General features: G+C 64.0%; 23 protein-coding genes, 1 tRNA gene and 1 other RNA gene. 18 read left to right on the forward strand and 7 right to left on the reverse strand.

What is annotated here, in order from left to right; translation table 11 throughout:
* Positions 1 to 123 precede the first annotated feature (123 nt).
* A complete protein-coding gene (locus tag PMI04_RS09820; protein ID WP_007708420.1) occupies positions 124 to 2100 on the forward strand; it encodes an alpha/beta fold hydrolase in 1977 nt (658 codons plus the stop codon).
* Between the two features lie 115 nt (positions 2101 to 2215).
* Here the strand turns inward: PMI04_RS09820 and rpsD are convergent, their stop codons facing one another.
* Positions 2216 to 2830, reverse strand: a complete 615-nt coding sequence (rpsD, locus tag PMI04_RS09825; RefSeq protein ID WP_007708422.1) for a 30S ribosomal protein S4 — start codon at positions 2828 to 2830, stop codon at positions 2216 to 2218.
* 256 nt (positions 2831 to 3086) lie between these two features.
* Here rpsD and PMI04_RS09830 point away from each other — a divergent pair, with 256 nt between their 5' ends.
* A complete protein-coding gene (locus PMI04_RS09830) occupies positions 3087 to 3383 on the forward strand; it encodes a chorismate mutase (protein ID WP_007708424.1) in 297 nt (98 codons plus the stop codon).
* Here the strand turns inward: PMI04_RS09830 and PMI04_RS09835 are convergent.
* From PMI04_RS09835 to rpiB, 4 genes are all read right to left on the reverse strand, one after another.
* Positions 3380 to 4468: a TrmJ/YjtD family RNA methyltransferase gene (locus PMI04_RS09835; RefSeq protein ID WP_007708426.1), complete on the reverse strand. Its 1089-nt coding sequence runs from the start codon at positions 4466 to 4468 to the stop codon at positions 3380 to 3382. The two genes, PMI04_RS09830 and PMI04_RS09835, sit on opposite strands and share 4 nt — an antisense overlap.
* 63 nt (positions 4469 to 4531) lie before the next feature.
* A complete protein-coding gene (gene nrdR, locus PMI04_RS09840; protein WP_007708427.1) occupies positions 4532 to 4993 on the reverse strand; it encodes a transcriptional regulator NrdR in 462 nt (153 codons plus the stop codon).
* A 6-nt stretch (positions 4994 to 4999) separates the two neighbouring features.
* Complete coding sequence (gene glyA / locus PMI04_RS09845; RefSeq protein ID WP_007708428.1) at positions 5000 to 6331, reverse strand: serine hydroxymethyltransferase; 1332 nt, start codon at positions 6329 to 6331, stop codon at positions 5000 to 5002.
* Between the two features lie 11 nt (positions 6332 to 6342).
* Positions 6343 to 6780 carry a ribose 5-phosphate isomerase B gene (gene rpiB / locus PMI04_RS09850; RefSeq protein ID WP_007708429.1) on the reverse strand — a complete coding sequence of 146 codons (438 nt, stop codon included), beginning with the start codon at positions 6778 to 6780 and terminating at the stop codon, positions 6343 to 6345.
* Positions 6781 to 6881: 101 nt separating this feature from the next.
* Between rpiB and PMI04_RS09855 the strand changes: the two genes are divergently transcribed.
* The 5 genes from PMI04_RS09855 (at position 6882) to PMI04_RS09875 (ending at position 10789) form a co-directional block, all read left to right on the forward strand.
* The gene (locus PMI04_RS09855) at positions 6882 to 7067 is read left to right on the forward strand and encodes a hypothetical protein (RefSeq protein WP_007708435.1); all 186 of its coding nucleotides are present in this window, start codon (positions 6882 to 6884) and stop codon (positions 7065 to 7067) included.
* Positions 7068 to 7086: 19 nt separating this feature from the next.
* The gene (locus PMI04_RS09860) at positions 7087 to 7497 is read left to right on the forward strand and encodes a ketosteroid isomerase-related protein (protein WP_283184877.1); all 411 of its coding nucleotides are present in this window, start codon (positions 7087 to 7089) and stop codon (positions 7495 to 7497) included.
* A gap of 41 nt (positions 7498 to 7538) precedes the next feature.
* Positions 7539 to 8513 (forward strand): carbon-nitrogen hydrolase family protein, encoded by a 975-nt coding sequence (locus PMI04_RS09865; RefSeq protein WP_007708352.1) that lies wholly within the window; start codon positions 7539 to 7541, stop codon positions 8511 to 8513.
* On the forward strand, positions 8510 to 9100 hold the full coding sequence (locus PMI04_RS09870) for a GNAT family N-acetyltransferase (RefSeq protein ID WP_007708350.1): 591 nt from the start codon (positions 8510 to 8512) through the stop codon (positions 9098 to 9100). Before PMI04_RS09865 ends, PMI04_RS09870 begins: the two co-directional genes overlap by 4 nt.
* Before the next feature lie 66 nt (positions 9101 to 9166).
* Complete coding sequence (locus PMI04_RS09875) at positions 9167 to 10789, forward strand: family 43 glycosylhydrolase (protein ID WP_007708348.1); 1623 nt, start codon at positions 9167 to 9169, stop codon at positions 10787 to 10789.
* A 65-nt stretch (positions 10790 to 10854) separates the two neighbouring features.
* Here the strand turns inward: PMI04_RS09875 and PMI04_RS09880 are convergent, their stop codons facing one another.
* Positions 10855 to 11511, reverse strand: a complete 657-nt coding sequence (locus PMI04_RS09880) for an alpha/beta hydrolase (RefSeq protein ID WP_004207708.1) — start codon at positions 11509 to 11511, stop codon at positions 10855 to 10857.
* Positions 11512 to 11666: 155 nt separating this feature from the next.
* Between PMI04_RS09880 and PMI04_RS09885 the strand changes: the two genes are divergently transcribed.
* The 11 genes from PMI04_RS09885 (at position 11667) to PMI04_RS09935 (ending at position 21274) form a co-directional block, all read left to right on the forward strand.
* Complete coding sequence (locus tag PMI04_RS09885) at positions 11667 to 12701, forward strand: aminotransferase class V-fold PLP-dependent enzyme (RefSeq protein WP_037485996.1); 1035 nt, start codon at positions 11667 to 11669, stop codon at positions 12699 to 12701.
* Positions 12668 to 13786, forward strand: a complete 1119-nt coding sequence (locus PMI04_RS09890) for a cysteine desulfurase family protein (protein WP_007708344.1) — start codon at positions 12668 to 12670, stop codon at positions 13784 to 13786. Before PMI04_RS09885 ends, PMI04_RS09890 begins: the two co-directional genes overlap by 34 nt.
* Before the next feature lie 19 nt (positions 13787 to 13805).
* Positions 13806 to 14141, forward strand: coding sequence for a 2Fe-2S iron-sulfur cluster-binding protein (locus tag PMI04_RS09895; RefSeq protein WP_007708341.1), 336 nt, complete (start codon positions 13806 to 13808; stop codon positions 14139 to 14141).
* A gap of 2 nt (positions 14142 to 14143) precedes the next feature.
* Positions 14144 to 15124 (forward strand): class A beta-lactamase SGM-5, encoded by a 981-nt coding sequence (locus PMI04_RS09900; protein WP_007708339.1) that lies wholly within the window; start codon positions 14144 to 14146, stop codon positions 15122 to 15124.
* 53 nt (positions 15125 to 15177) lie between these two features.
* Positions 15178 to 15275: signal recognition particle sRNA small type (gene ffs, locus PMI04_RS09905), an RNA gene on the forward strand.
* Positions 15276 to 15347: 72 nt separating this feature from the next.
* Positions 15348 to 16964: a DNA polymerase III subunit gamma/tau gene (locus PMI04_RS09910; RefSeq protein ID WP_007708337.1), complete on the forward strand. Its 1617-nt coding sequence runs from the start codon at positions 15348 to 15350 to the stop codon at positions 16962 to 16964.
* On the forward strand, positions 16961 to 17284 hold the full coding sequence (locus PMI04_RS09915; RefSeq protein WP_007708335.1) for a YbaB/EbfC family nucleoid-associated protein: 324 nt from the start codon (positions 16961 to 16963) through the stop codon (positions 17282 to 17284). Before PMI04_RS09910 ends, PMI04_RS09915 begins: the two co-directional genes overlap by 4 nt.
* A gap of 156 nt (positions 17285 to 17440) precedes the next feature.
* The gene (gene lon, locus PMI04_RS09920; protein ID WP_007708333.1) at positions 17441 to 19840 is read left to right on the forward strand and encodes an endopeptidase La; all 2400 of its coding nucleotides are present in this window, start codon (positions 17441 to 17443) and stop codon (positions 19838 to 19840) included.
* Between the two features lie 161 nt (positions 19841 to 20001).
* Positions 20002 to 20274 (forward strand): HU family DNA-binding protein, encoded by a 273-nt coding sequence (locus PMI04_RS09925; protein WP_004207699.1) that lies wholly within the window; start codon positions 20002 to 20004, stop codon positions 20272 to 20274.
* A gap of 241 nt (positions 20275 to 20515) precedes the next feature.
* On the forward strand, positions 20516 to 21079 hold the full coding sequence (locus PMI04_RS09930) for a septal ring lytic transglycosylase RlpA family protein (protein ID WP_007708329.1): 564 nt from the start codon (positions 20516 to 20518) through the stop codon (positions 21077 to 21079).
* A 118-nt stretch (positions 21080 to 21197) separates the two neighbouring features.
* Positions 21198 to 21274, forward strand: a tRNA-His gene (locus PMI04_RS09935).
* 180 nt (positions 21275 to 21454) lie between these two features.
* Here PMI04_RS09935 and PMI04_RS09940 read toward each other — a convergent pair.
* Positions 21455 to 23731, reverse strand: coding sequence for a TonB-dependent receptor (locus tag PMI04_RS09940; protein WP_007708327.1), 2277 nt, complete (start codon positions 23729 to 23731; stop codon positions 21455 to 21457).
* Positions 23732 to 23831 lie beyond the last annotated feature (100 nt).

Consider the following 23831-nt stretch of genomic DNA (forward strand, 5'->3'; position numbering starts at 1 on the left):
TTGTCTTTATGGAATGCGCCTGATGCCACCGCCACGCGGCCAGGGCAAGAAAGGGCGATTGTCACATTTCACGGATGCCGCTAGCAACCGGTTTCGGGGATTTTGGGGGAGTGTTTTTCCAGCATGACTAAAGTGTGGAATGCAGCGCGTCTGGGTGCGCTGCTCGGTGTTTCGTCTCTGTCAGCCATGGCGCATGCTGAACCTGACGCGCTGGCAAAGGCCTTTGGTGCCCGGGAAACGGTGATTTCGGCCAGCCTGTCCGCCGATGGCGAGAAGATCGCGCTGGTCGCTGCCGGTCCGGGCCGCACGACCCGGGTCTATGCGCTGGATGCCAAGGAAGGGGGAGAACCCAAGGTGATCCTTTCGGGCAGTGGCAAGCCGGAATATCTGACGAACTGCGACTGGGTCGGCGCGGCGCGATTGAGCTGCAACATCTTCAGCACGCAGCGACTGGGCGACGATGTATATAGCAGCAGCAACATCGTGGCGGTCGATTCCGCCGGCGGCAATGTGAAGGGCCTGAGCCAGAAGCGCGGCGAAAACGCGCTGGGCTACGATCTGCGCGGTGGTGCGATGCTGGACTTCCTGCCGAACGAGGATGGCGCGGTGCTGATGGCCCGTTCCTATGTGCCCGAAGCCAAGGCCGGCAGTCTGATCGAGAAAAAGACCGACGGATTGGGCGTCGATCGGGTCGATACGCGGACCGGTGCGATCCGGCGCGTCGAAGTGCCCAATAAGAACGCCTATGCCTATATCACCGACGGGCACGGCAATGTGCGTGTCATGGGGCTGTGGGAGCGCAAGGACAGCGGCTATTTCACGGGTCGGTACAAGTTTCTGTATCGCAAGCAGAATGAATCCGACTGGTCGACGCTATCGCTATATGATGGGCCGACCAATACGGGATTTTATCCTATCGCCGTCGATCCGGACAAGAATGTCGCTTATGGCCTGGAGAAAAAGGACGGTCGCGATGCCCTGATGACGGTTCAGCTGGATGCCGGGCTGGAAAAGACGCTGATCTATGCCAATCCCCGCGTCGATGTGTCGGGCGTCGTTCAAGTGGGACGCGACCGCCGGATCGTGGGCGCGAGCTATATCGACGAATATGGCGAGGCGATCTATTTCGATCCCGAAGTGGACAAGATGGCGACGGCGCTCGGCAAGGCGCTGGGTGGGAAATCGGTCCATATCGGCGACATGAGCGTGGACGGGCAGCGGCTTCTGATCTGGGGCGGCTCGGATACCGATCCGGGGCAATATTATCTCTATGACAAGCGCGCCCGCAAATTGTCGCCGGTGATGCCGGACCGGCCGGAATTGGCCGGTCGCCAGTTGGCCGAGATGAAGGCGATCCAATATAAGGCTAAGGATGGTACGCTTATCCCCGCCTACCTCACCTTGCCGCCCGGCAAGTCCGATGCAAAGGGGCTTCCGGCCATCGTCATGCCGCATGGCGGCCCACAATCGCGGGATAGTTGGGGTTTCGACTGGCTGGCGCAATATTATGCCGCGCGCGGATTTGCGGTGGTCCAGCCGCAATTTCGTGGTTCGGGCGGGTTTGGCGACGCTTGGCTGGCGGGCAACGGCTTTCGTTCCTGGCGCACCGCGATCGGTGATGTCGTGGATGCGGGGCACTGGTTGCTGGCACAGGGCGCCGACCCGACACGGCTGACGATCCTGGGATGGTCCTATGGCGGCTATGCCGCGCTGCAGGCTCAGGCATTGGACCCGAAATTGTTCAAGGCCATTGTTGCGATCGCGCCGGTCACGGACATCAGCGATATGCTCCGACGGAGCAGGTTCAGCGCCAGCTATCTGCAGAATAAGGATTATTTGGGTACGGGGTCTGATGCTGCAATGGCCTCGCCGGCCAATCATGCCGCCGAATTCCAGGCGCCTGTGCTGATGTTCCATGGCACGGACGACAATAATGTCGACATCACTCAGGCGAGGATCATGCAGTCCAAACTGGAAGGGGCAGGAAAGCATAGTCGGCTGGTCGTTTATGACGGGTTGGCGCACAGCCTGAACGACAGTGATGTGCGGGCCGACATGTTGCAGCAGAGTGCGGACTTCCTGCTTGCCGTGGGGAAGTAGGTGAAATGGGAAAGGGGGGCTTCGGCCTCCCTTTTTTGGTCCGATGGTACAGCCAAAGAAAAAGGGCGGTCCCTTGCGGGACCGCCCTTCCTTGTAACTCTGCTCGGTAAACCGATTAGCGCGAATAGAATTCGACGACCAGATTCGGTTCCATCTTCACCGGGTAGGGCACTTCGTCCAGCGTCGGAACGCGGATATAGGTGACCTTGGTGGCGCCGTCGGGGGCGACATAGTCGGGGATGTCACGCTCGGGCAGGCTCTGCGCTTCGAGAACCAGCGCCATTTCCTGCGCCTTCTTGCCCAGGGTGATTTCGTCGCCCGGCTTCACCAGACGCGAGGCGATGTTGCACTTCACGCCGTTCACATAGATGTGGCCGTGCGAGACGATCTGGCGAGCCGAGAAGATGGTCGGCGCGAACTTGGCGCGGTACACGACGGCGTCCAGACGACGCTCCAGCAGACCGATCAGGTTCTGGCCGGTGTCGCCCTTCATGCGGCTGGCTTCAAAGTAGTTCTTCTTGAACTGCTTTTCGGTGATGTCGCCGTAATAGCCCTTCAGCTTCTGCTTGGCGCGCAGCTGGATGCCGTAGTCCGACATCTTGCCCTTGCGGCGCTGACCGTGCTGGCCGGGGCCGTATTCGCGCTTGTTCACCGGGCTCTTCGGACGACCCCAGATGTTCTCGCCCATGCGACGGTCGAGCTTGTACTTGGCGCTGGTGCGCTTCGTCATGGTAACTTCCTTACAACTGCATACTACGTTATCCGCCCTCCTGATCCGAAAACCGGGGGTCCGCGAATGGCGGAGGGCGAAGGCTTCCCGGTCATCGCCTGTTTCCATGTTTCAGGGACAGGGCCGCCGCTTCACCGGGATGCGGGGCCAATCGCGAAGGCGCGCCTATGGAGAAGGTCGGATATTATGTCAAGCCCGGACATCTGTCGCGACTGGGGCCTCGACAGGCCGGGGGGCGGGCCTTAATCCGGCGGCCATGAAGCCCGAAGACTATACCAGCATGATCGAGGTGCGCGCCGGTGTCGACGCCCTCGACCGCCAGCTCGTCGCCCTGCTCGACCAGCGTTTCGCCCATATGCGCGCCGCCGCCCGGATCAAGCCGGATCGCAGCGCCGTGCGGGACGAGGCGCGCAAGCGCCAGGTGATCGACAATGCTCGTGCCGAGGCCGAGCGACTGGGCGCGCCCGGCGAAGTGATCGCGGACTTGTGGGAGCAACTGGTCGAAGCCTCGATCGCCTATGAAATGGCCGAATATGACCGTACTCGGGGTTAACGCTCGCGCGGCCGGTTGAGGTGGGACAGCACGCCGCGGAGCGTGCGCACCTCCAGATGGTTCCAGCCCGGCTTGGTAAGCAAGTTGCGTAGCGTCAGCTTGGTCGCGGGCGCGCGGTCGGGCGGGAAGAAATAGCCGACCTTTTCCAGCAGCGTGTTGAGCTGCAGGATCATGCCTTCCAGTTCCTCCTGCGGCGCGGGTTCGCCCAGCTCGGTGACGGTCGGCTGCGCCAGATTGGCCTGCTTGGACCATTCATAGGCGCACAGGATCACCGCCTGGGCGAGGTTCAGCGAGCCGAATTCCGGGTTGATCGGCACGGTCAGGATCTTGCGGGCGAGCGCGACATCCTCGGTCTCCAGCCCCGATCGTTCCGGCCCGAACACATAGGCGCAGCGGCCCTGTGCGGCATGGATTTCCTGTGCCGCCTCCTCGGGCGTGACCACCGGCTTGGTGACGCCGCGCTTGCGCACGGTGGTGGCATAGACATGGGCGCAGTCGGCGACCGCGTCGGCCAGCGTCTCATAGACCTGGGCCTTGTCCAGGATGAAGTCCGCGCCGGCCGCCGCCGGACCGGCATCGGGATTGGGCCAGCCGTCGCGCGGGCTGACGAGGCGCATCTCGGTCAGCCCGAAATTCAGCATTGCGCGCGCCGCCTTGCCAATATTCTCGCCCAGCTGCGGACGGACCAGGACGATGACGGGAGGGAGGGGGGAGGTGTCAGTCATATTTCCGTTCGTCCTGAGTAGGGGCTGAGCCGCCTCCGCTTCCGTTCGGTTCGAGCCAGGGTCGAGCGAAGCCGAGACCCGTGGTCGAGAACGCGCAGCATCCGAGACCGCTTTCCAATCTCCCCTTATCAGGGCTTCCTTCTTCTTGCGGGACCAGTCCTTGATCTGATGTTCGCGCTCCAGGGCGTCAATCCGATCAGGAAATGTCTCGCTGAAAACCAATTCGACCGGACGTCGGTCGTGCGTGTAGCCGGCAATGGCGCCGCTTTGATGCTGGGCTATCCGGCGCTCCAGGTCATCGGTGTGACCGGTATAATAGCTCCCGTCGGAGCAGCGCAGGATATAGACCCAGAAGCTCATTGCGCGCGCGGTTCTCGACAGGCTCGAACCGAACGGACCTTGGTCCTACGGGCGAGAGTGATTTTACTCACTCCCGACCTCCTTCACCGTGCTGGCGAAATCCTCGAAGTCGCGGGCGTCGGTGAAATCCTTATAGACGCTGGCGAAGCGGATATAGGCGACGCTGTCGAGGCGTTTGAGCCCTTCCATCACCATCTCGCCGATCGAACGGGCCGGCACCTCGCTTTCGCCGCTGGTTTCCAGCTGGCGCTGGATGCCCGAAATCAGCTTCTCGATCCGGCTGGGTTCGATCGGCCGCTTGCGGCAGGCGATGCCGATGGAGCGGGCGAGCTTGTCGCGCTCGAACGCTTCCTTGCGGCCCTCGCTCTTCACCACCCAGATGTCGCGCAACTGGATGCGCTCGAAGGTGGTGAAGCGCGCGCCGCAGGCTTCGCACTGCCGGCGACGGCGAATGGCATTGCCATCCTCCGTCGGCCGGCTGTCCTTTACCTGGCTGTCCTCATGGGCACAGAAAGGGCAGCGCAAGCGGGCTTACCCTTCGTAGATGGGGAAGCGGGCGCAGAGCGTAGCGACACGCTCGCGGACGCTGGCTTCGACGGCGGCATCGCCGGCTTCGCCCTTATCGCGCAGGCCTTCCAGAACGTCGGCGATCATGTCGCCGATATCCTCGAACTCGGCGACGCCGAAACCGCGGGTGGTGCCGGCCGGCGAACCGACGCGGATGCCGCTGGTCTTGGTCGGCGGCAGCGGGTCGCCCGGCACGCCATTCTTGTTGCAGGTGATGAAGCTGCGCTCCAGCGCCTCGTCCGCATCCTTGCCCGAAATGCCATAGGGGCGCAGGTCGATGAGTGCGAGGTGGGTGTCGGTGCCGCCCGAGACCACGGCCAGGCCGCGTTGCTCCAGCTTGCCGGCCAGCGCCTTGGCATTGGTGACGATCGCCTGGGCATAGGTCTTGAATTCGGGCTGCAGCGCTTCGCCGAAGGCGACAGCCTTGGCGGCGATGACATGCATCAGCGGGCCGCCCTGAAGGCCGGGGAAGATCGCCGAATTGATCTTCTTGGCGATCGCCTCGTCATCGGTCATGATCATGCCGCCACGCGGACCGCGCAGCGTCTTGTGCGTGGTGGTGGTCACGACATGGGCATGGCCGAAGGGCGAGGGGTGGGCGCCACCGGCGACGAGGCCGGCGAAGTGGGCCATGTCGACCATCAGCAGCGCGCCGACCTTGTCCGCGATCGCGCGGAAGCGGGCGAAGTCGATCTGGCGCGGATAGGCGCTGCCGCCCGCGATGATCAGCTTGGGGCTGCATTCGATCGCCTGGGCCTCGACCGCGTCATAGTCGATGACATGGGTGTCTTCGCGCACGCCGTATTGCACGGCGTTGAACCACTTGCCCGACATGCTGGGCTTGGAACCGTGTGTCAGGTGACCACCGGCATCGAGCGACAGGCCCATGATGGTTTCGCCCGGCTTGACCAGCGCCAGCATGACGCCGCCATTGGCCTGTGCGCCCGAATGGGGCTGGACGTTGGCGAACTGGCAACCGAACAACTGCTTCGCGCGGTCGATGGCGAGCTGTTCTACCACGTCCGACGGGGCGCAGCCCTGATAATAGCGCTTGCCCGGATAGCCTTCGGCGTACTTGTTGGTGAAGACGCTGCCCTGCGCTTCGAGCACGGCCTGCGACACGATATTTTCCGACGCGATCAGCTCGATCTGGGTCTGCTCGCGCTTCAGTTCCTGGGCGACGCCGGCGAACACGGCCGGATCGGCAGCGGCCAGGCCTGCGGTGAAATAGCCTTCCGGACGAATGTCGGACAGGCTGGGCTGGGCCAAGGTGGCGAAGCTTGTTTCGGTGCTCATCTCAAGTCCTTTCAGAGCGCGGGCTGGGACAGTTTCTCGACGCGGCCGGCATGGCGGCCACCGCCGAACTCGGTGGTGAGGAAGGCGGTGACGCAGGCCTTGGCCATGTCGACGCCGGTCAGGCGCGCCCCCATGGCCAGCACATTGGCGTCATTATGCTCGCGCGACAGCGCGGCCGACAGCGGTTCGCCGACAAGGGCGCAGCGGCAGGCCGGGTTGCGATTGACGGCGATCGAGATGCCGATGCCCGAACCGCAGAGCGCGATGCCGCGTTCCGCTTCGCCCGACGCGACCGCCGTCGCGAGCTTGTAACCATAATCGGGATAATCGACGCGGTCGGCGGTGGCCGGGCCGAGGTCGGCGACCTCATGACCCTCGTCGCGCAACCATTGCGCAAGTTCGGCCTTCAGGTCGACGGCGGCATGATCGGAAGCGATGGCGATTTTCATGGGGTCTTCCCCTGCGGCTTGGGGTGATTCGTTTCTGCGCGCCTCATAGGGGCATGGGCCGGTAATTGCCACAGTCCAGCTGGCCTCCTATGGACTGCCCGATGGCAAGCATGATCCTTTCGATATTGATGCTCGCGGGCATCCTCCTGACCGGCGGCGGCATTTATGCGATCGTGAAGCGCGGCGACCGCAAGCGCGGCACGTTGATGATCGTCGCGGGGCTGGTCATGTTCGGCAATGTCGCGATCAGTGCGATCCCTGCATCTCCGCCGCCATCCGCCCGTTGATCCCTTCAAGGAGTGTCCCATGTCCGAAGCGGCCCTGGCCCTGGTCCATGCTTATTATGACGCGTTTAACCGGCAGGATGCCGAGGGAATGCTGGCGCTGCTGGCCGACGATGTGCGGCACGAGCCGAGCCAGGGCATGGTCCGCATCGGCAAGGCGGCCTTCGCCGATTTTCTCGCCCATATGAACCTTTGCTATGCGGAGACGGTGATCGACCCGATCGTGCTGGCCAATGCGGAGGGCACACGGGCGGCGGCCGAGTTCCTGCTGGATGGCCGCTATCTGGTGACCGACGAGAGGCTGCCGCCGGCCGCCGGCCAGACCTATCATCTGCGCGTCGGCGCCTTCTTCGATATCGTGGAGGGCCGCATCGCCCGCATTTCCAACCATTATAATCTCGCCGACTGGATCGCGCAGGTCGAAGGGCGCTAAAGCCGCCGCCTGACCTGTCGCCATCCCATCCCGAGGTATCCTTGACCCAAATCCGCGTTGCCGCCGCCCAATATCCGATCGAGCAGGTGCCGAGCTTTGCCGCCTGGCAGGAAAAGCTGACCCGCTGGGTGGAGGAAGCCGCCGCGCTGGGCGCGACCCTGGCGATCTTCCCCGAATATGCGGCGATGGAACTGGCCGGGATCGATCCCGAGCGGGCGGCCGACCTCACTGCCTCGCTCGACCTGGTGATGCAGTTTGGCGAGGCCTATGACCGCGTCCATGCCGAGCTTGCGGCGCGGCTCGACATCATGATCCTGGCGGGCAGCCGGCCGGTGCGGACCAGCGACGGGCGGATCGTCAATCGCGCCTGGCTCTTCTGTCCCGACGGCACCACCGGCCATCAGGACAAGATCATGATGACCCGGTTCGAGCGCGAGCGCTGGGGCATCAGCGGCGGCGACAGCATCAACCTCATCCACACGCCGATCGGTCCGGTCGGCATCTCCATCTGCTACGATGTCGAATTTCCGATGATCGCGCGGGCGCAGGCAGAAGCCGGCGCCAAGCTGATCCTGACGCCATCGGCCACCGACACGATGCAGGGCTATTGGCGGGTGCGGATCGGCGCGCAGGCGCGGGCGATGGAAAATCAATGCTTCGTCGTCCAGTCGCCCAGCGTCGGCATGGCCCCCTGGTTACCCTGCATGGACGAGAATTTTGGCGCCGCCGGTGCCTTTGGTCCGCCCGACGGCACAATGCCCGACGACGGCGTGATCGCGCTGGGGCAGGCGAACGGCCCGGCCTGGGTGGTGGCGGATATCGACCTGGCCATGGTCGACGCGCTGCGCGCCGACGGCACGGTGCTGCCCTTCCGCCACTGGCCCGAACAGCATGTGCCCTTCCACATCATCCAGAATGGCGCGGGATCGGACGTGATCGCGCAGATGGCCAGCGATGCCGCGCGCGACGATGCGCCGGCCGTGCCGCAAATCGAAGATCAGGAGATTGCAGAATGACCGAGCCGTCGATCATCGTCGACCGCGTGACCAGTGATGCGGAAGGGCTGGAGGCGCTGGCGACGCTGCGCATCCGGATCTTCCGCGAGTGGCCCTATCTCTATGAGGGCGACGCCGCGCATGAGGAGGAGTATCTGCGCGATTTCCTGGCGAGCGAGCGCGCAACGCTGGTGCGGGCGCGGATCGGCGAGGAGCCGGTCGGCATCGCCACAGCCTCGCCGCTGGCGGGCCAGCCCGACAGCCTGGTCGCGCCGCTGGTCGCGGCCGGCATCGATGTCGCGCGCAGCTTCTATTTCGGCGAGTCCGTGCTGCTGCCGGCCTATCATGGCCGCGGTATCGGCCATCTCTTCTTCGACGCGCGCGAGGCGGCGGCGCGGGAGGCCGGCGCCGATTATGCGATCTTCTGCGGCGTGGTCCGCAAAGAGGATGATCCGCGCCGCCCGGCCGACGCCCGTGATCTCGCCCCCTTCTGGCGCAAGCGCGGCTATGCCCCGATCGAGGGCGCGCTGTGCGACATGAGCTGGAAGGAAATCGGCGGCAGCGAAAAGATCAGCCATCCGATGCAATTCTGGATGCGGGCGCTCTAACAGCGCCCTCGACCAGCGGCTTGGTTAGCGCTACCAATTCCGTCCGATACGGATGGGAGAGGATGAATGACGGTTTCGCGGCGCAATCTGGTCAAGTCGGCGCTGATCGGCGCAGGCGTTGCCGCCTCCGCGCCCGGCCGGACGATATTGCCGGCCGCCCCGGCACCGCGTGGCGCCGATGGCCAGCGCCGGGCCGATCTTGGCAACGGTACATACCAGAACCCGATCGTCGCGGGCGATCATCCCGATCCCACGATCCTGAAGGATGGAGAGGTCTATTATATGACCTTCTCCTCCTTCTATTCCTATCCGGCGCTGGTGATCTGGCGGTCGACAGACCTGATCAACTGGCAGCCGGTCGGACCGGCGCTGCACCAGCCGCTGGGTGCGATCTGGGCGGTCGATCTGGTCAAGCATGAGGGCCGCTATTTCATCTATATCCCGGCCGATCCGACCGGAAAGGGCTGGTCCATCTATGTGATTTGGGCAGACCGGATCGAGGGGCCATGGAGTGCGCCCATCGACCTCAAGATCGACGGCTGTATCGACCCGGGCCATGTAGTCGGCGAGGACGGGCGCCGCTATCTGTTCACCAACGGCATCCGCAAGATCCGGCTGAGCGACGATGGGCTGGCGACCGACGGCGTGTTGGAGCCGGCCTATGCGCCCTGGCGCTATCCCGATGACTGGGTGGTCGAGAATTTTGCGCCGGAAGGCCCCAAGCTGCTGCGCCGCAATGGCTGGTTCTATCTGGTGACGGCGGTCGGCGGGACGGCGGGGCCGGCCACCGGCCATATGGTGATCGCGGCGCGGTCCCGATCGGTCCATGGCCCCTGGGAACATTGCCCGCACAATCCGATCGTGCGGACCCGGTCGACCGATGAACCCTGGTGGTCGCGCGGCCATGCAACGCTGGTGGAGGGGCCGGCGGGCGACTGGTGGATGGTCTATCATGGCTATGAGAGGGATTTCCGTACGCTGGGCCGACAGACCCTGCTGGAGCCGATCGAGTGGACGCAGGATGGCTGGTTCCGGGCGCTGGGCGGCGACTTGTCCCGCCCGCTGCGCAAGCCGCGTACCGCCCGGCCGGCGCTGGCGGCGCCGGGGCTGAGCGACGATTTTTCGACAGACCGGATGGGCGTGCAGTGGAGTTTCCATCAGCCGGCCGCAGATGAGGCGGCGCGGGCGCGCTATGGCGACAGGCGGCTGGTACTGACGGGTCGGGGCGCGTCGCCAGCCGATTCCGCGCCGCTGACCTGCATCGTCGGGGATCGATCCTATGAGGCGGAACTGTCCTTCGACCTTGTCGGCGATGCCGAGGCGGGGCTGCTGCTCTTCTATAATCACAAGGCCTTTGTCGGGCTGGGGTTCACGCCCGACACGCTCAAGCTATTCGAATATTCGGAGGAGCTGGGCTGGGCGCGCAAGCCGCTGAACGGGCGTTCGTTGCGACTGCGGCTGCGCAATGAGGAGAATGTCGTCACCCTTTTCTATTCGCAGGATGAGGGGCAGAGCTGGACCCGCCATGACAGCCGCATGGAAGTGTCGGGCATGCATCATAATGTGTTCGGCGGCTTCCTGAGCCTGCGGCTGGGCATTTATGCGGCCGGCAGCGGCGAGGTCATACTGCGCGACTTCCGCTATCGCGGCAATCCGGCCCCGACCGTGGAAACGCGGCTGCCGCGCTGACGGGAGGCAAAGAAAAAGGGGCCGCCCTGCGGCTGCCCCTCATATCGTTCCGATCGGGTCGGTCCTCAGCGGATCGGCGAGTCCGGCGACAGGCGCATGTCGAGATAATTGTCGACCGACTTCATCAACTGGTCCAGCTCATGCTCGAAGAAGTGGTTGGCACCCTTGATCTCGTCATGGTGGATGGTGATGCCCTTCTGGGTGCGCAGCTTGTCGACCAGCTTCTGCACCGCGCTGGCGGTCACCACTTCGTCGGCCGTGCCCTGGACGATGATGCCCGACGAGGGGCAGGGTGCCAGGAAGGAGAAATCATACATGTTGGCCGGCGGCGCGACCGAAATGAAGCCGCGGATTTCCGGACGGCGCATCAGCAGCTGCATGCCGATCCAGGCGCCGAAGGAGAAGCCGGCGATCCAGGTGGTCTGCGCTTCGGGGTGGAAGCTCTGCACCCAGTCGAGCGCCGCTGCGGCATCGCTGAGTTCGCCGATGCCATTGTCGAACGTGCCCTGGCTGCGGCCGACGCCACGGAAGTTGAAGCGCAGCACGGCAAAGCCGCGCTTCACGAAGGTCTTGTAGAGCGCCTGGGTGATGCGGTCGTTCATCGTGCCGCCGCCCTGCGGGTGCGGGTGCAGGATCATGGCGACCGGCGCGCGCGGGCGGGGCGGGGGGCTGAAGCGGCCTTCGAGGCGACCTTCGGGACCGGGGAAAATGACGTCGGGCATGGCACCTGTTATGGTCTGGGCCGCCACAGGGGCAGCGGGGATAAAGGTCTGTGCGCGCGCCGGGGCTTGGCCATGGGGCCTTCACGCTGGCGCAGCGCGGCAATCCGCCTATATAGATGCCGCCGCCATTTCCGCAATCAATGAGTAATCCCCGCTTGGCCGCCGACCGTCTTTATCTCGATCATGCCGCGACCACCCCGATGTTGCCGCAGGCGCAGGCGGCGATGGTCGCCGCTATGGCCGGCTGGGCCAACCCCTCCAGCCCGCACAGCGACGGGCGCGCGGCGCGGGCCATGCTGGAGGATGCGCGGCGTCGGATCGCGGCGGCGCTGGACTGGGATGGCCATATCCTCTTTACGTCCGGCGCGAGCGAGGCGATTGCCATCGCCCTGACCCGCGCAAAGGCGGCGCGAATCATCACCTCGCCGGTCGAACATGACGCCGTGCTGCGCGTGACCCGGGATGCACAGCGGCTGGCGGTGGATGGCAATGGCCGGGTGCTGTTGCCGGAGCTGGCGCCCGGCAGCCTCGTCGCGATCCAGCATGTGAATAATGAGACGGGCGTGATCCAGCCGCTGGCGGATTTCCGGCGCGCGGGACTGCTGCTGTTTGCCGACTGCGCCCAGAGCGCGGGCAAGCTGGCATTGCCCGACGCCGACATGATTGCGATCAGCGCGCATAAATTCGGCGGGCCGCCGGGGATCGGCGCGCTGCTGATCCGCGATCTGGCGCTGGTCGAACCGAGCGGCGGGCAGGAGCAGGGCTATCGCGCCGGGACCGAAAATCTGCCCGCGATCATGGCGATGGCGGCGGCGCTGGATGCGCGGGGCGAGTGGATGCCGGTGGCCGCCGCGCTGCGGGCGCGGCTGGACGCCGGGATCGAGGCGGCGGGCGGCGAAATCGTTGCGCGCGATGCGCCGCGCCTGCCGGTGATCGCCAGCTATCGCATGCCCGGCCTGTCGGCGCGGGCGCAACTGATCCAGTTCGACCTTGCCGGCATTTCCGTGTCGGCGGGCAGCGCCTGTTCGTCCGGATCGCTCAAGACCAGCCATGTGCTGGGCGCCATGGGCTGGGACGCGGCGGCGGCAGGCGAGGTGGTGCGGGTGAGTTTCGGTCCGCAGACGAGCGCGGCGGATGTCGATCGCTTCCTTGCCACATGGACCGCCATGGCGGAGCGGGCGGGCCGGTGATCTATCTCGATTATCAGGCGACGACGCCGCTGGCGCCCGAAGTCTTTGACGCGATGGTACCGCTGCTGCGCGACCAGTTCGCCAATCCCCACAGCGCGCATCGCGCCGGGCGTATGGCCGCGGCGCAGGTGGAACTGGCGCGCGACATGATCGGCCAATTGCTGCCGCCGGGCGGCCGGCTGCTCTTCACATCGGGGGCGACCGAAGCGCTCAACATCGCGATCCAGGGCGCGCCGGCGGGCGGCATCGTCACCATTGCGACCGAACATGCCGCCGTGCTGGATACGGTGGCGGCGATGCGGCGGACGGGTCGGGCGGTGACGGTCCTGCCGGTGGATGGCGACGGGCTGGTCGATCTGGACGCGGCGGAGCGGGCGATCGTGCCGGGGGTGGCGCTGGTCGTCGCCATGCTGGTCAATAACGAGATCGGCGTGATCCAGCCGGTTGCCGCGCTCGCCGACCTGGCCCATGGCGCGGGCGCTATGTTTCTGTGCGATGCGGTGCAGGGCTATGGCCGGGTGCCGATCCCCGATCCGTGCGACATGGTGGCGATCAGCGCGCACAAGATCCACGGCCCGAAGGGGATTGGCGCGCTGTGGCTGCGTGACGGAGTGAAGATTGATCCGCTGATCCATGGCGGCGGGCAGGAAGGCGGGCTGCGCTCGGGCACGCTGTCGCCCGCCTTGTGCGCGGGCTTTGGCGTGGCGGCGCGGCTGATGCGGGAGCGGGCGGAGGCCGACCGCGCCCATGTCGCCGCGCTGTCTGCGCAGGCGCGCGTGCTGTTCGCCGATTGGACGCTGAACGGCAGCGCGGATGCGCGTTATCCCGGCAATCTCAATCTTCGGCGCCCCGGCATCGACGGCGCGCGATTGTTGTCCGATTGCCGCAATGTTTCTTTTTCGCTCGGCAGCGCTTGCGCGAGCGGGTCCGGGAGGCCTAGCCATGTGCTGCGCGCCCTGGGGCTTACAGACAGCCAGGCGCGCGGATCGGTGCGGATCGGCTTTGGCCGGTACACGACATCGGCCGAACTAGAGGAGGCTGCGAAGGTGATTAACGGGGCGGCGACCGCACAAGCGGCGTCGTGAGCAGGGAGCGTCGCATAGCATGACCATGGTCACCTTCATCAGCGCCGACGGCGAAAATCGACTGGAGGTCGATGCGCCTGCCGGGGCCGTCCTGCTGGAGGTTGCACAGGCGGCGGGCCAGCCGCTGGAAGGAACGTGCGAAGGGCAGATGGCCTGTTCGACCTGCCATGTCATCGTCGACGCCGCCGATTTCGCGAAATTGCCGCGGGCGAGCGAGGATGAGGAGGATATGCTGGATCTGGCCGCCGCCGCGACCCGCACCAGCCGCCTGTCCTGCCAGATCGTGCTGACCCAGGACATGGAGACGCTGACCGTCCGTATCCCGGGTGAATTCTATAATATGCAAGGTATGTGAGCATGGCCGTCCGCAAGTCCCTGTCCTTCGCGGCGCTGACCGCCTGCCTGCTTGTCGCCATGCCGCTGTCCGCCGCACCCAAGAAGAAGGCTCCCGCCAAGAAGGCTGAGGATGTGCCGGTCCTGCCGACACAGTTACCCCCGGCGCCCCGATATCTGGTGCCGCAATCGGCCCTGACCTCGGTCCGCAATCCAAAGGAAATCGAGGAGGAGACGGGCGGGCGCATGGGCATTGCGCTGGTCGACCGCGACGGCGCACTCATCCTTGGCTTCAATCGCGACGATCGCTTTGCCATGTGCTCGACCTTCAAGGCGCCGCTTGCCGCCGCCGTGCTGATCGGCGCGGAGGGCGGCAAATTTGGTCTGGATGGAGAGATCCCTTTCACCAAGGACGATATTCTCGATTACGCGCCTGTAGTGAAGAAGAACAGGAAGCGCGGACGCATGTCGATGGCCGAGTTGGCGCAGGCCGCAGTCGAAGTGAGCGACAACAGCGCCGCCAACCTGCTGCTGCCGATGCTGGGCGGTCCGGAAGGGCTGACTGCCTTCATGCGTGCCCATGGCGACAAGATTACCCGGCTCGATCGCAACGAACCGGCCCTTAACGAGAATATCGAGGGTGATGGGCGCGATACGACCAGTCCCGCCGCCATGGCCGGGCTGATGAGCCGGCTGCTGTTCCGGGACATGCAGGCGGCCGACGCTGACAGGCTGCGCGGCTGGCTCAATGCCAGCACCACCGGTGACAAGCGGATCAAGGCGGGCCTGCCCGAAGGCTGGACCTCGGGCAGCAAGACCGGCAGTTGCGGCACGGCCTATAATGACGTCGCGCTGGTAAAGGCGCCGAGCGGCGAGGAATATATATTGGCGATCTATCTCGATCGCCCGACCGTCGACCAGAAGGCAGCAGAGGCCGCGATCGCCGAAGCGGCCCATTCGGCGCTCGAATTTGTCAGCAAGGCGAAGAAGAGCGGACTGGACTGAACGGTGAGGCGACAGGGGCCTTGCCATCCTGTCATGACTTCGCCATATGCCCGCCCGGGAGTCGGGCGGACGCAGTCGTCGCCAACCTGGTCAGATCCTGACGGAAGCAGCCACAACGATTTTTCTGCGGGTCGTTCCGGCTCCCACCTCTCCGCACAGCATGATCTTTCACGATGGCCCAACGGGCTTCGACAAGCCGCACCCGAACGGTTAGGAAACAGGCATGTCCGATTCCCCTCAGCCCTATCGCGTGCTTGCGCGCAAATATCGTCCGCGTAACTTTCGCGAGCTGATCGGGCAGGACGCGATGGTCCAGACGCTGGGCAATGCGATCCGGCGTGGCCGCCTCGCTCATGCCTTCCTGATGACCGGCGTGCGCGGCGTCGGCAAGACGTCGACCGCGCGGTTGATCGCCAAGGCGCTGAACTGCATCGGCCCGGATGGACAGGGCGGGCCGACGATCGACCCTTGCGGCGTGTGCGAACCCTGTGTGGCGATTGCCGAGGGGCGGCATATCGACGTGGTCGAGATGGACGCCGCCAGCCATACCGGCGTCGACGATGTGCGAGAGATCATCGAGGCGGTGCGCTATGCCGCCGTGTCGGCGCGCTACAAGATCTACATCATCGACGAAGTCCATATGCTCTCAAAGAATGCGTTCAACGCGCTTCTCAAGACGCTGGAGGAGCCGCCGGCCCATGTGAAATTCCTGTTCGCAACCACGGAAGTGAACAAGGTGCCGGTGACGGTGCTGTCGCGCTGCCAGCGGTTCGACCTGCGTCGCATTCCGGCTGAGATGCTGGCCGGCCATTTCGCCCATGTGGTGGAGGCGGAACAGGTCGCGGCCGAGCCTGATGCGCTGTCGCTGATCGCCCAGGCGGCCGAAGGGTCCGCGCGCGATGGTCTGTCGATCCTGGACCAGGCGATTGCCCATGCCGAAATGGGCGAGGGCGAGCCGATGGTGACTGCTGCCCAGGTGCGCGACATGCTGGGCCTGTCGGATCGCGGATCGGTGCGGCGCCTGCTGGGCCTGCTGCTCGAAGGCGACACGGCCATATTGCTGGGCGCGGTCCGCGACCAATATGCGCTGGGAGTCGAGCCGCTGGCGCTGATGCGGGGCCTGCTGGAATTGGTTCACGCAGTGACGCTGATAAAGGCCGGTCGGGATATCGCCAGTCCGGGGCAATCGCTGGAGGAGCGGGAGGCGCTGGCCGATTGGGCGTCGCAGATCGGCTTTGGTCCGCTGCATCGCCTGTGGCAGTTGATGCTCAAGGGGCATGATGAGGTGGCGAGCGCGGCACTGCCGATCGAGGCGTGCGAGATGGCGTTGCTGCGCGTGATGTATGCCGCGACTATGCCCGACCCGAGCGATCTTGCCCGGATGCTGCAGGGCGGTGCGCCGATGGCGCTTGCTGCACCTGCCACCGCGTCTGCCGCCCCGGTGCCCGCAGCCACGCCGGGATCACAGTTGCCGGTCACCTTTGAAGACCTGATCGAGGCGTTCTGGCAAAAGGGCAAGGGGCAGCTCGCGCAGGAATTGCATGATTCCGTCAGCCTGGTCCGCTATGCTCCGCCCGAACTGGATTATCGCGTGACGCCCAGCCTGTCGTCGGACTTTCTTGGCCGCATCACGCCGGCTTTGCGGGAAGTGACCGGTGTCGCCTGGAAGGTGGCGCAGAGTGATGCGACTGGCGCGCCGACTTTGCTGGAAAAGGAACAGCAGCAACGCGCCGATACGCGCGCTGAAATATTGGAAACCCCGGTGGTCAAGGCGGCGATGGCAGCCTTCCCCGATGCCGAGCTGGATGACCAGCTCGAACAATGGAGTGCGGAAGCATGAAGGATTTGAACGAGATATTGGGCATGGCCAGCCGCGTGCAGGAAGAATTGCAGCGCGCGCAGGACAATCTGGACAAGATCGAGGTCGAAGGTGCGGCTGGCGGCGGCCTGGTCAAGGTACGCGCCTCGGCCAAGGGGCGGATTGTCGGCGTGTCGATCGACGACAGCCTGCTCGCGCCGTCGGAAAAGCAGATGCTCGAAGATCTGGTCGCTGCCGCCTTCAACGATGCGCGCAAGAAAGCGGATGAGGTCAGCAATGCAGAAATGGGCAAGATGACCGCTGGTCTGCCACTGCCTCCCGGCTTTAAGCTGCCGTTCTGATTTCAGGCGCTTATCGGTGCCATCTGGGTAAGATGGCGGATAAGGCCTTGTTCATCGTTGCGGCAATATGATGCTGGTCGATTGATTGGCGCTGCGGTCGTCCCCATAAAGAGGGGGAACCGTATGACGGGCCGTTGCTTTGGCCCTGGAGAGTGAATGACTACGCAATATCCCCTTTTGCCCCTGCGCGACATCGTCGTTTTCCCGCAGATGATTGTCCCGCTGTTCGTTGGTCGCGACAAGAGCGTGGGCGCGCTCGAAGCTGCAATGGAGGGCAACAAGGAAATTTTCCTGGTGTCCCAGCTCGATCCGGCCGAGGATGATCCGGGCAAGGACGCGCTGTATGATACCGGCGTCGTGTCGGTCGTGCTCCAGCTGTTGAAATTGCCTGATGGCACGGTACGCGTCCTGGTCGAGGGCAAGCATCGCGCCCAGCTCGCCGATATGTCGGTAGCCGAAACCGGTTATCTGATCGCGCAGGTCGATCCGGTGGAAGAAGCGGCGGCCGAAGGACCGGAGGCGGCGGCGCTGATGCGCTCGGTCGCCGAACAGTTTGAAAATTACGCCAAGCTCAACAAGAAGCTGCCAGCGGAAACGCCGGTTCAGTTGCGCGAGATCGAGGAGGCAGGGCGCCTCGCCGATGCGGTCGCAGCCAATATCAACGTCAAGGTCGCTGACAAGCAGTCGCTTCTGGTCGAGGCCGATCCGGTCAAGCGCCTGGAGATGGTGTTCGCCTTCATGGAAGGCGAGCTGGGCGTGCTGCAGGTCGAAAAGAAGATCCGTGGCCGCGTGAAGCGCCAGATGGAAAAGACCCAGCGCGAATATTATCTCAACGAGCAGTTGAAGGCGATTCAGCGTGAGCTGGGCAATGGCGAGGGCGAGGAAGGCGACGAACTTGCCGAACTGACCGAGAAGATTGCCAAGACCAAGCTCAGTAAGGAAGCCCGGGCCAAGGCGACGGCGGAGCTGAAGAAGCTCAAGGGCATGCAGCCCATGTCGGCCGAAGCCACGGTCGTGCGCAATTATCTCGATGTGCTGCTCGGCCTGCCCTGGGGCAAGAAGGGCAAGGTCAAGACCGATCTCAAGAAGGCGCAGGCGATCCTGGACGAGGATCATTTCGCCCTGGAGAAGGTCAAGGACCGGATCATCGAATATTTGGCGGTACAGGCGCGCACCAACAAGCTGAAGGGGCCGATCCTGTGCCTCGTCGGACCGCCGGGCGTGGGCAAGACCTCGCTCGGCCGCTCGATCGCCAAGGCGACCGGGCGTGAGTTCGTGCGTCAGTCGTTGGGCGGCGTGCGTGACGAGGCCGAAATCCGTGGCCACCGCCGCACCTATATCGGCTCGTTGCCGGGCAAGGTCGTGTCGAACCTCAAGAAGGCGGGGACGATGAACCCGCTCTTCCTGCTCGACGAGATCGACAAGCTGGGCCAGGATTTCCGTGGCGACCCGGCCTCCGCCCTGCTTGAGGTGCTGGACCCGGAACAGAACAGCAAGTTCCAGGACCATTATCTGGAAATCGACGTCGACCTTTCGGATGTGATGTTCGTGACGACGGCCAACTCGCTGAACCTGCCGCAGCCTTTGCTCGACCGTATGGAGATCATCCGGCTCGAAGGCTATACCGAGGACGAGAAGGTCGAGATCGCCCAGCGCCATCTGGTGCCCAAGCAGATCGATGCCCATGGCCTCAAGGATGGCGAGTTTGAAGTGACGGAGGACGCCATTCGCGACCTCATTCGCTACTATACGCGCGAAGCCGGCGTCCGCACGTTGGAGCGTGAAGTCGCGCGTCTCGCCCGCAAGGCGCTGCGCAAGATTCTGGAAGGCGCATTCGACAAGGTCGTGATCACGCCCGACAATCTGGCCGATTATGCCGGCGTGCGGAAATTCCGCCATGGCGTGGGCGAGGATGAGCATCAGATCGGTGCCGTCACTGGCCTGGCCTGGACAGAGGTCGGCGGCGAGTTGCTGACGATCGAGGCGGTCACCGTGCCGGGCAAGGGGCTGATCAAGACCACCGGCAAGCTCGGTGAAGTGATGAACGAATCGGTGCAGGCGGCTTTTTCCTACGTCAAAGCCCGCTCGCCCGGCTATGGGATCAAGCCGAGCCTGTTCAACCGCAAAGACATTCATATCCATCTGCCCGAGGGCGCCGTGCCCAAGGATGGCCCCTCGGCGGGCATCGGCATGGTCACGACGATCGTGTCGACACTGACCGGCATTCCCGTCCACAAGGATGTTGCGATGACTGGCGAGGTCACGCTGCGCGGGCGCGTATTGCCGATCGGCGGCCTCAAGGAAAAGCTTCTCGCGGCGCTGCGCGGTGGTATCAAGACGGTGCTGATCCCGCAGGAAAACGAGAAAGACCTAGCGGAAATTCCAGCCAATATTTTGGAGGAACTGGAAATCGTGCCGGTGTCGCATGTCGACGAGGTGTTGGCACGCGCACTGTTGTCGGTGCCAGAGGCGATCGCCTGGACCGAAGAGGATGATCTTGCCGCCCAGCCGAGTCCCGGACAGGGTCGGGACGGCGATCCTGCCATGCGTCATTAATGCCCGGTTTTCGGCGTGTTTTGGCCCCTTCGGGTAAAAACACGCCGAACCCGCCGCATTTATCGCTTTCCCTTTGACACCGCTTGAAAGCTGCGCCTTATTGCCCCGCCTACGCCGCGATTCCTTGACTATCAAACAGCTAAAAAGGGGGTTCCCAAGGCATGAACAAGCAGGATCTTATCAGCGCCGTCGCTGAAAGCAGCGGTCTCAGCAAGAGCGACGCCAGCAAGGCGGTCGAGGGCGTGTTCGACGCCATCACCGGCGCGCTGAAGAAGGGCGACGAAGTGCGCCTGGTTGGTTTTGGTACTTTCTCCGTCTCGCAGCGCAAGGCTTCGACCGGCCGTAATCCGCGCACCGGTGAAACGATGACGATCAAGGCGTCGTCGCAGCCGAAGTTCAAGGCCGGCAAGGGCTTGAAGGATTCGGTCAACTAATGATGTTGATGCGCCCGGTCGGGCGCATTTTCGTCTGACGATTTACCGGCGTCGCGGTCGGAAGTAGGTGTGAGGGAGAGTAGCGCGGCAATAGGGACAACCCGTTGCGCGCGAGCATGTCGAAAGGAAGGGGTAGGGGCCGGGGGTCTCTGCCCCTTTTTTCATGGCGTTGCGCGATGGATGGCCGGTGCGACCGGTTCGACTGTCTCGACCTTGCCGGCTCGTGGCGGTAGGAGGGGACATGAGAGTGATCGAGCGGAGCATTGCTACAGCCTTGCTGCTGGGACTGTTATCAGCCTGTGGCGGCGGAAATTTTCGCCCGGTCAGTGATATGCCGGTCAGGATAGGAAAGCCTTATAGCGTCCGTGGCACGACCTATGTGCCAGCGGCACAGCCAGGCTATGATCTGGTCGGTTATGCGAGCTGGTATGGATCGGAATCGGGCAATCGTACCGCCAGTGGTGAACGTTTTCATCCAGGCTGGATCACGGCTGCCCATACAACCCTGCCATTACCAGCCTATGTCGAAGTGACGGCTCTGGATACGGGGCGCACGATCCTGGTGCGCATCAACGACCGTGGACCATTTTCGGGACGTGGAAGGATCATCGATCTGTCGCGCGGCGCTGCCGAAGAATTGGGAATTCGCGCCACGGGGCACGCGGCGGTGTGGGTACGGGCAGTAGACCCTCCGGAAAAAGATCGAAAGAAGCTGCGCAGGGGGAAGCCGGCAGGCGATCGCCCTCGTATGTCCGAAGCGGATCTGTCGACCCTGCGCACCCGGCTGAAGACCGCAGGCATGTGATGCCTGCCGGCATCTGGACGCTGCCGACATCTTATTCTTTTCCGATCGTGCATAAGCTGCTTGACGGGCAGGGGTGGGCCGCATATGTGGCCCTTCTCGCGGGGCAAATGCCCCTGTGGCGATCGTAGCTCAGTTGGTTAGAGCGCCGGTTTGTGGTACCGGAGGTCGCGGGTTCGGATCCCGTCGATCGCCCCATTTTCTTCGGAAAAACGCGAAATAAAAGCCCCATCCTGCTCAGGCAGGGTGGGGCTTTCGCTTGTTTGTCCGCCTCCACTGACTGACTTTCTCAGGCAATGCTCCAATGCCCCGAGACCAACAAGAAAGGGCGCCCCTGGCGGGACGCCCTTCCTCTGCCATCCGGCTTTGTGCGCGGGTTTAGAAGCTCGCCTTGATCATGCCGCCGATGATGCGCGGTTCGTTGATCATGCCGGTCAGGTTGTTGAAGTCGATCGCGCTGACGGCGCGGATCTGGTTGGTGATGTTGCGGGCGAAGGCCGCGATCTCATAACCATGGTTCGACTTGTAACCGACCTTGAGGCCGCCCTCCAGCGACGAACGGCCGCGGAATTCGGCTGCCGAGTAGAGGAAATAGTTGATTTTGCTACGATAGGCCCAGTCGGTATAGGCGAAGACTTCGCCCGCGTCGCCGACCGGGATGCCATAGCGCAGGGTCGCATTGGCGATGTAGCGCGGCGCCTGGGGCAGGTCATTGCCATCCAGATAGCTGTAGGTGGTGCCGCCATCGACGAAGGTGTTGCCGGTGGGCGTACACATGCCCGAGCCGCAGACCGCCACGAAGGCGTTCTTGTCGCGGATTTCGGTGAAATTGTAGCTGCCGCCCACGGTCAGGTTCAGGTGATCGATCGGCTGTGCCTCCAGATTGCCTTCCAGACCATAGCCGACCGCCTTGTTCACATTGATCAGGCGGGCCGAGTTGCCGACGCCACCGACAGCCGTCAGCTGCAGATCGTCGGTGTTCCAGTAATAGGCCGACAGGTCGAAGCGCACCATGTTGGCGATCGCGCCCTTGATGCCGCCTTCATAGGAGATGGTGGTCTGCTTCTTGGCGACCGAGGGGACGCTGAAGAAGGTGACGCGGTCCTGGATCGCCGGACCCTGATAGCCGGTGGCGACGCGGGCATAGAGGTTGACGTCGGGACTGAGCGCATAGGTGGCGCTGACGTCCCAGGACAGGTTGCTGCCCTGCGCGGTGTTGCTGAGCGGCAGGTCGACGCCGATCAGCTGCGAAGAGATGCTGCTGGCGGCGAGCGCCGGATCGAGCGTGATCGTGTCGCGCTTGTCGTCGTGCGAATAACGCACGCCGGCACGCAGCGTCAGGGCCGAGGTCACCTTGGCTTCGCCCGAGGCGAACAGGCCGATATTTTCGTTGGTGTTATTGTGCAGGATCGCACTCACCCGGCTGCCTGTAAGATCATAGGCATATTCGTTATACTTAAGACGCTGATGGAAGAAGTAGGTGCCTGCCTGCAGGCGGATGCCGTTCATGTCGTCCGTTGCGAAGCGGAATTCCTGGCTGAATTCCTCCGGCTTGGTGACGCCGCCGGTGTTGGAATCGAACGTTCCGACGCCCAGATCGCCGAAGGTACAACCGGTATAGGGGTAGCAGCCGCCGCCATCGATGTCGCCGGTGCTTTCCACGCTGGCCTTCTCATAACCGGTGGTCGAGAAGAAGGTGCCCAGGCCATCGACATGCAGCTGCATGCGCAGATTGCCGCCGCCCTGCTTCATCGACTGGCTGGTATAGCCATCCAGGTTCACATGATCCTTGTCGAAACCGGCGACGAAATGGTTGCTGCCCGGCTGGAAGATGTTGGCGCGGAAAACGCGCGGGCTGCCGTCGAGGTCGCGATAATGACCGCTCAGCACCGCCTTGAAGTCGCCAGCTTCATAGGCCAGCTGCACGCGGCCGGCCATGTCGCGATAGCCTTCCAGCTCGCTGGCGGCATGACCACCGACATTGTCGTTCTTGACCCAGTCGTCACGGCGCTGCAGCAGGCCGGATACGCGGAAGGTCAGGCCTTCGGCGATCGGGCCACCGATCGCGGCTTCGGCATTGACCGTGTTATAGGTCGCCCAGGAGGCGCTGGCATAGCCGGTGAAATGATCGGTCGGCGCGGCCGAGGTCATCTTGACGACGCCCGCCGGGGTGTTGCGGCCGAACAGCGTGCCCTGTGGCCCGCGCAGCACTTCAACGCTGGCAAGGTCGAACACCGGGAAGCTCTTGAGCATCGGATTTTCAAGCGCGACATCGTCAAGCACGACCGAGACCGGCTGGGCGGCGTTGGGATCGAAATCGGTGTTGCCAAGGCCGCGGATGTAGAAACGCGGGAAGGTGCGGCCGAACGAGCTTTCGACCTGAAGGCTGGGCGTGCGCGCAGACAGGAAGCGGATGTCGAGCCCGCTGCTGTTGAGCGCGTCGAGCTTCTCGCCGCCGATAGCGGTCACGGCGACTGGCACGTCCTTGGCATTTTCAGCCCGGCGCGAGGCGGTGACGACGATTTCACCCAGGCCTTCACCCGATGCGGCGGGCGCTTCGGTCTGGGCATGGGCGGCGCCGATCGGCGCCAGAGCGATGAGTGCAACGGCGAGCGCGCCGCGCGAAATGCTGGTGAAGATATGCGAAGATGTCATATTTGGCCCCCTTGATTGGCCTGGCATCCAATTCCCTGTCTGTGTCCGCTGTTGCGGATCGCGCGCGACGCTATTCCCGCTTTCCGTTAGGGGCAAGCGT

Source organism: Sphingobium sp. AP49 (assembly GCF_000281715.2).
GTDB lineage: Bacteria > Pseudomonadota > Alphaproteobacteria > Sphingomonadales > Sphingomonadaceae > Sphingobium.

Coding starts and splice junctions, on each gene's coding strand:
- PMI04_RS09820 (WP_007708420.1), top strand. CDS start 124: ATGACTAAAGTGTGGAATGCAGCGCGTCTGGGTGCGCTGCTCGGTGTT.
- rpsD (WP_007708422.1), bottom strand. CDS start 2,830: ATGACGAAGCGCACCAGCGCCAAGTACAAGCTCGACCGTCGCATGGGC.
- PMI04_RS09830 (WP_007708424.1), top strand. CDS start 3,087: ATGAAGCCCGAAGACTATACCAGCATGATCGAGGTGCGCGCCGGTGTC.
- PMI04_RS09835 (WP_007708426.1), bottom strand. CDS start 4,468: ATGAGCTTCTGGGTCTATATCCTGCGCTGCTCCGACGGGAGCTATTAT.
- glyA (WP_007708428.1), bottom strand. CDS start 6,331: ATGAGCACCGAAACAAGCTTCGCCACCTTGGCCCAGCCCAGCCTGTCC.
- rpiB (WP_007708429.1), bottom strand. CDS start 6,780: ATGAAAATCGCCATCGCTTCCGATCATGCCGCCGTCGACCTGAAGGCC.
- PMI04_RS09855 (WP_007708435.1), top strand. CDS start 6,882: ATGGCAAGCATGATCCTTTCGATATTGATGCTCGCGGGCATCCTCCTG.
- PMI04_RS09860 (WP_283184877.1), top strand. CDS start 7,087: ATGTCCGAAGCGGCCCTGGCCCTGGTCCATGCTTATTATGACGCGTTT.
- PMI04_RS09870 (WP_007708350.1), top strand. CDS start 8,510: ATGACCGAGCCGTCGATCATCGTCGACCGCGTGACCAGTGATGCGGAA.
- PMI04_RS09875 (WP_007708348.1), top strand. CDS start 9,167: ATGACGGTTTCGCGGCGCAATCTGGTCAAGTCGGCGCTGATCGGCGCA.
- PMI04_RS09880 (WP_004207708.1), bottom strand. CDS start 11,511: ATGCCCGACGTCATTTTCCCCGGTCCCGAAGGTCGCCTCGAAGGCCGC.
- PMI04_RS09890 (WP_007708344.1), top strand. CDS start 12,668: ATGGACCGCCATGGCGGAGCGGGCGGGCCGGTGATCTATCTCGATTAT.
- PMI04_RS09895 (WP_007708341.1), top strand. CDS start 13,806: ATGACCATGGTCACCTTCATCAGCGCCGACGGCGAAAATCGACTGGAG.
- PMI04_RS09900 (WP_007708339.1), top strand. CDS start 14,144: ATGGCCGTCCGCAAGTCCCTGTCCTTCGCGGCGCTGACCGCCTGCCTG.
- PMI04_RS09910 (WP_007708337.1), top strand. CDS start 15,348: ATGTCCGATTCCCCTCAGCCCTATCGCGTGCTTGCGCGCAAATATCGT.
- PMI04_RS09915 (WP_007708335.1), top strand. CDS start 16,961: ATGAAGGATTTGAACGAGATATTGGGCATGGCCAGCCGCGTGCAGGAA.
- lon (WP_007708333.1), top strand. CDS start 17,441: ATGACTACGCAATATCCCCTTTTGCCCCTGCGCGACATCGTCGTTTTC.
- PMI04_RS09925 (WP_004207699.1), top strand. CDS start 20,002: ATGAACAAGCAGGATCTTATCAGCGCCGTCGCTGAAAGCAGCGGTCTC.
- PMI04_RS09930 (WP_007708329.1), top strand. CDS start 20,516: ATGAGAGTGATCGAGCGGAGCATTGCTACAGCCTTGCTGCTGGGACTG.
- PMI04_RS09940 (WP_007708327.1), bottom strand. CDS start 23,731: ATGACATCTTCGCATATCTTCACCAGCATTTCGCGCGGCGCGCTCGCC.